The 9,474-nt window shown below is 60.5% G+C and carries 10 protein-coding genes; 8 read left to right on the top strand and 2 right to left on the bottom strand.

Translation table 11 applies throughout. The features are described 5' to 3' along the window. Positions 1-146: 146 nt before the first annotated feature. A complete protein-coding gene (locus tag MPJ51_RS13475; protein WP_298387608.1) occupies positions 147-965 on the bottom strand; it encodes an alpha/beta fold hydrolase in 819 nt (272 codons plus the stop codon). A gap of 307 nt (positions 966-1,272) precedes the next feature. Here MPJ51_RS13475 and rpsM point away from each other — a divergent pair, with 307 nt between their 5' ends. The 4 genes from rpsM to rplQ all read left to right on the top strand — a co-directional run bounded on the left by rpsM (position 1,273) and on the right by rplQ (position 3,776). Then, positions 1,273-1,641, top strand: a complete 369-nt coding sequence (gene rpsM, locus MPJ51_RS13470; protein ID WP_298387605.1) for a 30S ribosomal protein S13 — start codon at positions 1,273-1,275, stop codon at positions 1,639-1,641. A 15-nt stretch (positions 1,642-1,656) separates the two neighbouring features. Further along, positions 1,657-2,046, top strand: coding sequence for a 30S ribosomal protein S11 (gene rpsK, locus MPJ51_RS13465; protein WP_170462414.1), 390 nt, complete (start codon positions 1,657-1,659; stop codon positions 2,044-2,046). Between the two features lie 115 nt (positions 2,047-2,161). Then, the gene (locus MPJ51_RS13460; protein ID WP_298387599.1) at positions 2,162-3,178 is read left to right on the top strand and encodes a DNA-directed RNA polymerase subunit alpha; all 1,017 of its coding nucleotides are present in this window, start codon (positions 2,162-2,164) and stop codon (positions 3,176-3,178) included. A 175-nt stretch (positions 3,179-3,353) separates the two neighbouring features. Next, positions 3,354-3,776, top strand: a complete 423-nt coding sequence (gene rplQ / locus MPJ51_RS13455) for a 50S ribosomal protein L17 (protein ID WP_170476977.1) — start codon at positions 3,354-3,356, stop codon at positions 3,774-3,776. Positions 3,777-3,855: 79 nt separating this feature from the next. Here the strand turns inward: rplQ and MPJ51_RS13450 are convergent, their stop codons facing one another. Beyond that, a complete protein-coding gene (locus tag MPJ51_RS13450) occupies positions 3,856-4,827 on the bottom strand; it encodes a TAXI family TRAP transporter solute-binding subunit (protein ID WP_298387591.1) in 972 nt (323 codons plus the stop codon). A 131-nt stretch (positions 4,828-4,958) separates the two neighbouring features. Here MPJ51_RS13450 and MPJ51_RS13445 point away from each other — a divergent pair, with 131 nt between their 5' ends. The 4 genes from MPJ51_RS13445 (at position 4,959) to MPJ51_RS13430 (ending at position 9,473) form a co-directional block, all read left to right on the top strand. After that, positions 4,959-6,344 carry a trypsin-like peptidase domain-containing protein gene (locus MPJ51_RS13445; protein ID WP_298387588.1) on the top strand — a complete coding sequence of 462 codons (1,386 nt, stop codon included), beginning with the start codon at positions 4,959-4,961 and terminating at the stop codon, positions 6,342-6,344. Beyond that, on the top strand, positions 6,341-7,660 hold the full coding sequence (locus MPJ51_RS13440) for a replication-associated recombination protein A (RefSeq protein WP_298387585.1): 1,320 nt from the start codon (positions 6,341-6,343) through the stop codon (positions 7,658-7,660). The genes MPJ51_RS13445 and MPJ51_RS13440 overlap by 4 nt, the downstream gene beginning before the upstream one ends. Before the next feature lie 98 nt (positions 7,661-7,758). Further along, complete coding sequence (locus MPJ51_RS13435) at positions 7,759-8,802, top strand: RluA family pseudouridine synthase (protein ID WP_298387582.1); 1,044 nt, start codon at positions 7,759-7,761, stop codon at positions 8,800-8,802. Next, a complete protein-coding gene (locus tag MPJ51_RS13430) occupies positions 8,799-9,473 on the top strand; it encodes an HAD-IA family hydrolase (RefSeq protein ID WP_298387579.1) in 675 nt (224 codons plus the stop codon). The genes MPJ51_RS13435 and MPJ51_RS13430 overlap by 4 nt, the downstream gene beginning before the upstream one ends. The last annotated feature ends 1 nt before the right edge of the window (position 9,474 follow it).

Raw genomic sequence — 9,474 nt, 5'->3', positions numbered from 1 at the left:
CGATCTGCGCCCGGTCAACGGTCTGGCCGAGATCAAGGAAGTGACGGCGTCGATCAAGGCTATTCTGGGCTGACGCCCGTTCAGTATGAAATCAAAAAGCCCCGCGTCCGGACCGCGGGGCTTTTTTGTATTCCGGGTCAGGCGCGTTACAGGGCTTTCAGCCAGCCAGTCAGTTTGTCGAAGAATGCCTCTTCCTCTTCGATAAAGGGATAGTGGCCCGAGTTGTCGAACACGACCGCCTCGGCATTTGGCATCAGGCTGGCAATGCGTTGCGCGCCGGGTTCGGGTGGGGTGATACCGTCATGTGCCCCGGACATGGCAAGCGTGGGGGTCGCCATCTTGGGCAGGTCCTCAAGCACATTGAAGTCTTCCAGCAACCCACCCGCGGCATTCCACGCGCGGTGTTCATACCGTGTGCGGGCGTCCAGATCGGCCCCGGTCGCGTCGTCCCAGTTGTGGAAATACAGCTGGACGACCTTGCCCCAGGTGTCCTGCCAATCGGCGTCATCGGCCATAGGCTGGCTGAACAGCTTGCCGAACGCCTCCATCAGATGGTCGGGCCCCGCGACCGGAGGTTGGTAGTCCAGAACCGGCACGGTATCGACCAAAACCAGCCCGTTCAGCCGGTCCTGATGCCGCGCGGCAAGGACCTGTCCGATAAAGCCGCCATAAGAATGGCCGATCAGCACGAACCGCTCATGCCCAAGATGATCCATCAGCGCCATGGCGTCCGAGACCAGCCGGTCAAAGGTCATCTCGGCGTAATCTGCGGGACGGGCAGACCGACCATTGCCGAAATGATCGTAGTAGATGACCGTATGATCCTGGGCCAGCCGGTCGAAATAGGGGCGCAGGTAATCGTGGCTCAGCCCCAGACCGCCATGCATCATCAGAATTGGTGGGCCGCTGCCTGCGACGTCGTGAAAAATCTCTGATCCGTTCAGCGTCACGGTGTTCGCATTCATCGTTTTCCCACCTTTCGAATTGCCATGGAACCATGGTAGAACAGTTGCGCAAACCGACCCTGTTAGGGCAAGTGAATTCAGGAAGTTGCATGGCGCGGTAACATAAGCGTGACTTCCTACTTGACCGCCTTACGAATCCCCCGTAATGCACATCATCTCTTTCAGAGAATCAAATCCTTGTTTTCCGGGTCGCGCCCGAAAAACAGATCACCTGATCAGCTATGGCCCGATGGCAGAAACGCCTCGGGCTTATGTTGTGAAAAAAGGTTCTGGAGCTACGGAACCGCAACGAAAAGGAAAGTGACACGTGGCACGTATTGCCGGCGTAAACATCCCGACTGCAAAGCGGGTACCTATCGCCCTCACATATATCACCGGTATCGGCAACACCTCGGCCAAAGCGATCTGCGAAGCCGTGGGCATCGACGCAACCCGTCGCGTCAATGAACTGTCGGATGCCGAAGTTCTGGCCATCCGTGAACATATCGACGCCAACTACACCGTCGAAGGTGACCTGCGTCGTGAAGTTCAGATGAACGTCAAGCGCCTGATGGACCTGGGCTGCTATCGCGGTCTGCGTCACCGCCGCAACCTGCCGGTTCGCGGTCAGCGCACCCACACCAACGCTCGTACCCGCAAAGGCCCCGCAAAGGCCATTGCCGGTAAGAAGAAATAAGAGGGGGTCTGACCGATGGCACGTGACAAGACTCGCATCAAGCGCAAAGAGCGTAAGAACATCGCATCGGGCGTTGCCCATGTGAACTCGACCTTCAACAACACCAAGATCCTGATCTCGGACGTGCAGGGCAACGCCATCTCGTGGTCGTCTGCCGGTACCATGGGCTTCAAAGGATCGCGGAAATCGACCCCCTACGCCGCTCAGATGGCTGCAGAAGACGCAGGCAAGAAGGCGCAGGAACATGGCGTCAAGACGCTGGAAGTCGAAGTTCAGGGCCCCGGTTCGGGTCGTGAATCGGCTCTGCGCGCGCTGGCTGCCGTGGGCTTCAACATCACGTCGATCCGCGACGTGACGCCGATTGCCCACAACGGCTGCCGCCCGCCGAAGCGCCGCCGCGTCTAAGCGATATTAAATTGAGCTGGGGCCAGTGTTTTTGCACGGCCCCAGCACGTCATTTTGAACCTCGGGCGTCTGCACCTTGTTGGTCATGGGGCGCGGACAGGAATGGAGGGATTACATGATCCATAAGAATTGGGCAGAATTGATCAAGCCGACCCAGCTGGAAGCGAAGCCGGGCAACGATCCCGCACGTCAGGCGACCCTGGTTGCCGAACCGCTGGAGCGTGGCTTTGGTCTGACCCTGGGCAACGCGCTGCGCCGCGTTCTGATGAGCTCGCTGCAAGGTGCGGCCATCACCAGCGTCCAGATCGATAACGTCCTGCACGAGTTCAGCTCGGTCGCGGGCGTTCGTGAAGACGTCACCGACATCATCCTGAACCTCAAACAGGTTGCCCTGCGCATGGAAGTCGAAGGCCCCAAGCGCCTGTCGATCAATGCCAAAGGCCCCGCCGTTGTCACCGCAGGCGACATCAGCGAAAGCGCCGGTATCGAGGTTCTGAACCGCGACCACGTCATCTGCCACCTGGACGATGGCGCCGACCTGTTCATGGAACTGACCGTCAACACCGGCAAGGGTTATGTCTCGGCTGAGAAGAACAAGCCCGAAGACGCCCCCATCGGCCTGATCCCGATCGACGCGATCTATTCGCCGGTCAAAAAGGTTGCCTATGACGTTCAGCCGACCCGTGAAGGTCAGGTTCTGGATTATGACAAGCTGACCCTGAAGATCGAAACCGACGGTTCGATCACCCCGGAAGACGCGCTGGCCTTTGCCGCACGTATCCTGCAGGATCAGCTGTCGATCTTCGTCAACTTCGACGAGCCGGAATCGGCTGGCCGCCAGGACGAAGACGATGGTCTGGAGTTCAACCCGCTGCTGCTGAAGAAAGTGGACGAGTTGGAACTGTCGGTCCGTTCGGCAAACTGCCTGAAGAACGACAACATCGTTTACATCGGCGACCTGATCCAGAAGACCGAAGCCGAGATGCTGCGCACCCCGAACTTCGGCCGCAAATCGCTGAACGAGATCAAAGAAGTGCTGTCCGGCATGGGTCTGCACCTCGGCATGGATGTCGAGGACTGGCCGCCTGACAACATCGAAGATCTGGCTAAGAAATTCGAAGACGCCTTTTAAGGCAGTGCCGGGCTGAAGCCCGGCCTACTTCGGATCAAATCGTAGGGCGGGCTTCAGCCCGCCATACGCAAATGCCCGGGATTCCGGGGACAAAACGGGCACTTCCGCCCCAAGGAGAGCCGGTGACACGCATCGCCGGACAGACAAAGCAAAACGCGAAAGAAGGAATTAGAAAATGCGTCACGCACGTGGTTACCGCCGCCTGAACCGTACTCATGAGCACCGCAAGGCGCTGTTTGCGAACATGGCTGGCTCGCTCATCGAGCATGAGCAAATCAAAACGACTCTGCCCAAGGCAAAAGAACTGCGCCCGATCGTTGAAAAACTGATCACCCTGGGCAAGCGCGGCGACCTGCACGCCCGCCGTCAGGCCGCATCGCAGCTGAAAGAAGACAAAGACGTCGCAAAGCTGTTCGAAGTTCTGGGCCCCCGCTACGCCGAGCGTCAGGGCGGTTATGTCCGTATCCTGAAGGCTGGCTTCCGCTATGGCGACATGGCCCCGATGGCGATCATCGAATTCGTTGACCGCGATCTGGACGCCAAAGGCGCGGCCGACAAAGCCCGCGTTGCCGCCGAAGAGGCCGCAGACGAAGAATAAGAAAGCCCGGCTTTCTGAATGCAAACCCCCGCGTCCTGGACGTGGGGGTTTTTTCTTTTCAAGTCCGTTCAGACCGGGCCTATTTGATCCACCCCTGTTCCCGGTAATATCGTGCGGCTCCCGGATGCAAAGGTGCGGGTAGGCCGTCACGGATCATGCCAGACGGATGCAAACCACTCAGGGCAGGGTGTTGGCGCCCCAACTCGGCCAGATTTTCAAAAGTGGATTTGACGAAGGCATAAACGTCGTCCTCGGAAACCTCGGCGCTGCTTAGAATGGTCGCCTTGTAGCCGAGGGTGTTTGTTGGCGAGGTCACGCCCGTATAGGTGCTTGCCGGGATCGTTGCTTTGGCAAGTTCGCCAGAGCCTGAGACTTGACCGCTAGGGACAGTTACCAACTGAATTGGGCAGGTTTTTGCGGTCTTCTGCACCCAACCAGAAGGATAACCGACTACACTGGCAATGGCATCGATTTCGCCAGCGCACAAGGCCGCGCTCTGTTGGCTCAGGTCGCGGAACTTGAGGGTTTTAAAGCCAGAGGTACCCCAGTTCGCCGCTTGTGGTGATTGCCGAAACAATTGCGTGGCGGATGATCCAAGGCGCACACGTTTTCCATTCAGATCGCCGAAAGTGCCAATCCCAGCCCCTTTTCTGGCAATGATCGTCAGCGGTTCGCTGTGGATTGAAAACAGCGATCGCAGGGAGGTATCCGCCCCTTTGCCTTCAAAGGCGCCAGACCCATCAAGCGCGCGTTTGGCCCAATCCGACCGGGCTACGACGATATCGAACTTGCCACGACGGAGTTTCGGCAGGTTTTCCCTTGGCCCGTCGGTTGCCACGGCACGACATTTGTAGCCGTTGGTGCCTTGTGCGAAGGATTCGCACAAAAGATCGCCAATGTGGAAGTAATACCCACCTTTGCCGCCGGTTCCCATGGTCAGTTTGGTATCTGCGGCTTGCGCAGACTGGATGGTTGATCCAAATGCTGCGGCTACGAAGAAAATGAAAAACCCGGGTTTTGCCAACCTGTTTAGACGAAACGCTTTTATCACAATATGTCCGTTCTGGTTGAGTGCACTGATCTGACAGTTTCAGCCTGACCCGGCCGCGTCAACGCCTAACACGCTTGCAATCCCGGCAATGGCCTCGCATATCCGAGGGGCAAATAAACAACGGACAGATCATGCGAAATCTATTGTGTTCATTGCTGTTGGCGACCTGTGCGGTTTCTGCACATGCCGAAACCAAGGTGCCGAATTCGCAAGCCGAAATCAGCCTCGGATTTGCGCCGGTGGTAAAACAGGCCGCGCCGGCGGTTGTGAACATTTACGCCAAGATCGTGCGGCAGGGGCGTGGGAATGCGCTGTTCTCGGACCCGTTTTTCCAAGATTTCTTTGGTAACGGATTTGGGGCACCGAGACCGAGGGTTCAGAACTCGCTGGGTTCCGGCGTGATCCTGTCCGAGGATGGCTATGTCGTGTCCAATTACCATGTCGTGGGGGCGGCGACCGAGATCAGGATCGTGACCACTGACCGGCGGGAATACTCCGCGTCGGTGGTGTTGGGCGACAAGGAAAGCGATATCGCGATCCTGCGGTTGGATGAGGCCGAAGACCTGCCCTTCCTCGCCATGCGCGATTCCGATCTGGTTGAGGTCGGAGAGCTGGCGCTGGCCATCGGCAACCCGTTCGGGGTGGGGCAGACGGTGTCCTCGGGCATTATCTCGGGGCTGGCGCGGACCGGCACGGCGACGGGCAATGCGCGGGGGTATTTCATTCAGACTGATGCGCCGATCAATCCGGGCAATTCGGGCGGGGCGCTGATAGATGTGAATGGTGATCTGATCGGCATCAATACCTCGATCCTGACGCGGTCAGGCGGGTCGAACGGGATCGGGTTTGCGATCCCGGCCAATCTGGTCGCTGAATATCTGCAACAGGCGCGTGCGGGGAATGACCGCTTTGTCAGTCCCTGGGCCGGAATGAGCGGTCAGCATATGAGCGCGGATATCGCGGAATCGCTGGGTCTGGTATTGCCGCAAGGGGTTGTGATCTCGGACCTGCATCCGCTGAGCCCGCTGGGTGAGGCTGGGCTGAAAGTGGGTGATGTGGTCACCCATGTGGACGGGAAAGAGGTGAACTCGCCCGCCGAGATGAAATTCCGCATGTCGATCGCGGGGGTGGGTGGGACCTCTGTTCTGACGCGCCTGCGCGGCGATGCGAAGACTGAGGTCGAGGTTGAGCTGATCCCTGCGCCCGATACGCCCGCGGCGGATGAGACCACTTTGGATGAAGACACTGTGTTACCCGGTCTGGTCGTGGCGCGGATCAATCCGGCGCAAATCACGCGGTTGGGTCTCGGGTTGTCGCAGACCGGCATCGTGGTGGTTGAACCCGGCCCCTATGGCGCGCGGGCGGGGTTGCGGGTAGGCGATGTGGTAACCGCGATCAATGGCGAGACGGTGCAAAATCCGGATGATGTACCACGCGCTCTGACCGATCCGGGCCGTCGGGTGCAGATTGCGTTGCAGCGCGGCGGTCAGGCAGTGACTCTGCGCTTTCGGTTATGACGGACCTGTTCGGCACCCCCGGCGATACGCCCGCTGCCGCGCCGCATCGCCCCTTGGCCGACCGGTTGCGTCCGCAGACACTGGCTGAGGTGATCGGGCAGGAACAGGTTTTGGGGGCTGAGGCCCCCTTGGGTGTGATGCTGGCATCGGGCAGCCTCTCCAGCCTGATCTTCTGGGGTCCGCCGGGTGTGGGCAAGACCACCATCGCACGGCTTCTGGCGCAGGAAACCGATCTGCATTTCGTCCAGATCAGCGCCATTTTCACCGGCGTACCGGACCTGAAAAAGGTGTTTGAGGCTGCGAAAATCCGTCGCCAGAACGGGCAGGGCACCTTGCTGTTCGTTGACGAGATTCACCGTTTCAACAAGGCGCAGCAGGATGGGTTCCTGCCGCATATGGAGGATGGCACCATCCTTCTGGTGGGCGCGACGACGGAAAACCCTTCGTTCGAGCTGAACGCCGCCGTGCTCAGCCGGGCGCAGGTTCTGGTGTTGGAACGGCTGGATCTGGGAGATCTGGAACGCCTGACCCAGCGGGCCGAGAAAGAGCTGGGGCAGGCGCTGCCCCTGACCGGCCTGGCACGCGAAGCGTTGCAAGAGATGGCGGATGGGGACGGGCGCGCATTGCTGAACCTGATCGAGCAGGTCTCGGCCTGGGCGGTCAGCACGCCGCTGGACCCGGACGCTCTGGCCAAGCGGCTGATGCGGCGGGCGGCGAAATACGACAAGTCGGGGGATGAGCATTACAATCTGATCTCGGCCCTGCACAAATCGGTGCGCGGGTCGGACCCGGATGCGGCGCTCTATTGGTTCGCGCGGATGCTGACGGGGGGCGAAGACCCGCGCTATCTGGCCCGTCGGATCACAAGGATGGCGGTCGAGGATATCGGGCTGGCCGATCCACAGGCGCAGACGATCTGCCTGCATGCGTGGGAAACCTATGAACGGCTGGGCAGCCCCGAGGGGGAATTGGCGCTTGCACAGGCCTTGGTTTATCTGGCGCTGGCGCCGAAATCGAACGGGGCCTATGTGGGCTACAAGGCGGCAATGCGGCTGGCCAAGCAATCCGGCAGCGCGCCGCCGCCCAAGCATATCCTGAACGCGCCGACCTCTCTGATGAAGGATCAGGGCTATGGCGCGGGCTATGCCTATGACCACGATGCCGAGGACGGTTTTTCCGGTCAGAACTACTTCCCCGAGGATATGGAACGCCCCGCGCTATACCAGCCGGTCGAACGTGGGTTCGAGCGGGAATTGAAAAAGCGCCTGGAGTATTTCGCCAAGCTGCGGGCGCAGCGGGCCTCGGGGCCGGGTTGACTCTTTGATGGATGCGGGCGACAGACGCGCATGTTTTCTAAACACCTGAAACAGACGCAATCCGGGCGGGTCCGCCGCGCGGGGCAAGGGGCGATGGCATGAGCGGCGTACAGACAATCACCGTGGCAAAGGGCGATGGCGACCAGCGGTTGGATCGCTGGCTGCGTCGCCTGTTTCCCCATGTCAGTCAGGGCCGTATCGAAAAGATGTGCCGCAAGGGTGAGCTGCGGGTGGATGGCGGTCGGGTCAAGGCCTCGACCCGGTTGGAGGCCGGGCAATCGGTGCGTGTGCCGCCTTTGCCCGATGCCGATCACAAACCGGCCGAGATCAAGCGGCGTATCAGTGATGCGGATGCGAAGATGATTCAGTCCTGCGTGATCTACCGCGACGATCATGTTCTGGCGCTGAACAAGCCGCACGGGCTACCGGTGCAGGGCGGCAGCGGGCAGACCCGGCATGTGGACAGCCTGTCCGAGGCTTTGCGCTTTGGCTATGACGAAAACCCCCGGCTGGTGCATCGGCTGGACAAGGACACTTCGGGCGTGTTGCTGATGGCGCGCACGCGCGAGGCGGCCAAGGGGCTGACGGCGGCATTCCGGCACCGCAATACGCGCAAGATCTACTGGGCTTTGGTCGCCGGTGTGCCAACCCCTTATCTGGGCGAGATCAAGACCGGGCTGGTCAAGGCCTCGGGCCATGGCAAGCAGGGTGAGGGCGAAAAGATGATCCCCGTGCATCTGGACGAGGTCGACGCGACACCCGGCGCGAAACGTGCCCATACGCTTTATGCCACGCTCTACCGGGTGGCGGGTCGCGCCGCGTGGGTGGCGATGGAGCCGGTCACGGGGCGCACCCATCAGTTGCGCGCGCATATGGCGGCGATAGGGCATCCGATCATCGGGGACGGCAAATATGGCGGCTCGGGGCAAGAGAATCTGGGCGATGGCTGGGGCGCGCAATTGGGCGGGATCATCAGCAAGAAGCTGCATCTGCACGCCCGCTGCCTGTCGTTTGAACATCCGATGACGCGCAAGCCCGTCTCGATCACCGCACCGCTGCCCGACCATATGAAACACAGCTGGGACACGCTGGGCTGGACCGAGGATCTGGCCGCCGACGACCCGTTCGAGGAACTGCGATGAGCACGCCCCTGCGGCTGGTTCTGTTCGACGTGGATGGTACTCTGGTCGACAGTCAGGGCAGTATCGTCTCGGCCATGAATGCCTGTTTTCAGGCGCTGTCTCTGCCCGTGCCAACCCGCGAGGCGACGTTGTCGATCGTGGGGTTGTCGTTGCCGCAGGCCATGGCGCGTCTGGCGCCGGATCAATCTGCGCAAGTACAGGCGCAACTGGTCGAGGGATACAAACAAGCCTACCACGCACAGCGATTGCAGCAGGGGGTGACCAGCTCTCCGCTCTATCCCGGTGCGCGAGCGGTGATCGAAGCGCTGCATGCGACCCCCGAAATCCTGTTGGGCGTGGCGACCGGTAAGTCGCAGCGTGGGCTGGATGCTCTGTTGGAAGGGCACGGGCTGCAGCACTATTTCGTCACCCGGCAGGTGGCCGACCATCATCCGTCGAAACCGCACCCGTCGATGATCGAAACCGCGCTGGCGGAGACCGGCGTGGCCCCGGCGGATGCGGTAATGATCGGCGATACCAGCTATGACATGGACATGGCCGCCGCCGCCGGTATTGCCAGCATTGGCGTCAGTTGGGGCTATCACGATCACACGGCCCTGCATCGGGCGAACCGGGTGATTGACGCTTTTGAGCAGTTGCCGCAAACGCTGACCGAACTTTGGGATCAATGAC

It is taken from the genome of Ruegeria sp. (assembly GCF_028066395.1).
Classification (GTDB): domain Bacteria; phylum Pseudomonadota; class Alphaproteobacteria; order Rhodobacterales; family Rhodobacteraceae; genus Ruegeria.
Note: the sequence above shows the minus strand (reverse complement) of the source record. Positions and strands in the feature narration are given on the sequence as shown.

Excerpts from the sequence above, each read along its gene's own strand:
- MPJ51_RS13460 (WP_298387599.1), top strand. The coding sequence starts at position 2,162 with ATGATCCATAAGAATTGGGCAGAATTGATCAAGCCGACCCAGCTGGAA.
- MPJ51_RS13475 (WP_298387608.1), bottom strand. The coding sequence starts at position 965 with ATGAATGCGAACACCGTGACGCTGAACGGATCAGAGATTTTTCACGAC.
- MPJ51_RS13435 (WP_298387582.1), top strand. The coding sequence starts at position 7,759 with ATGAGCGGCGTACAGACAATCACCGTGGCAAAGGGCGATGGCGACCAG.
- MPJ51_RS13430 (WP_298387579.1), top strand. The coding sequence starts at position 8,799 with ATGAGCACGCCCCTGCGGCTGGTTCTGTTCGACGTGGATGGTACTCTG.
- MPJ51_RS13440 (WP_298387585.1), top strand. The coding sequence starts at position 6,341 with ATGACGGACCTGTTCGGCACCCCCGGCGATACGCCCGCTGCCGCGCCG.
- rplQ (WP_170476977.1), top strand. The coding sequence starts at position 3,354 with ATGCGTCACGCACGTGGTTACCGCCGCCTGAACCGTACTCATGAGCAC.
- rpsK (WP_170462414.1), top strand. The coding sequence starts at position 1,657 with ATGGCACGTGACAAGACTCGCATCAAGCGCAAAGAGCGTAAGAACATC.
- MPJ51_RS13445 (WP_298387588.1), top strand. The coding sequence starts at position 4,959 with ATGCGAAATCTATTGTGTTCATTGCTGTTGGCGACCTGTGCGGTTTCT.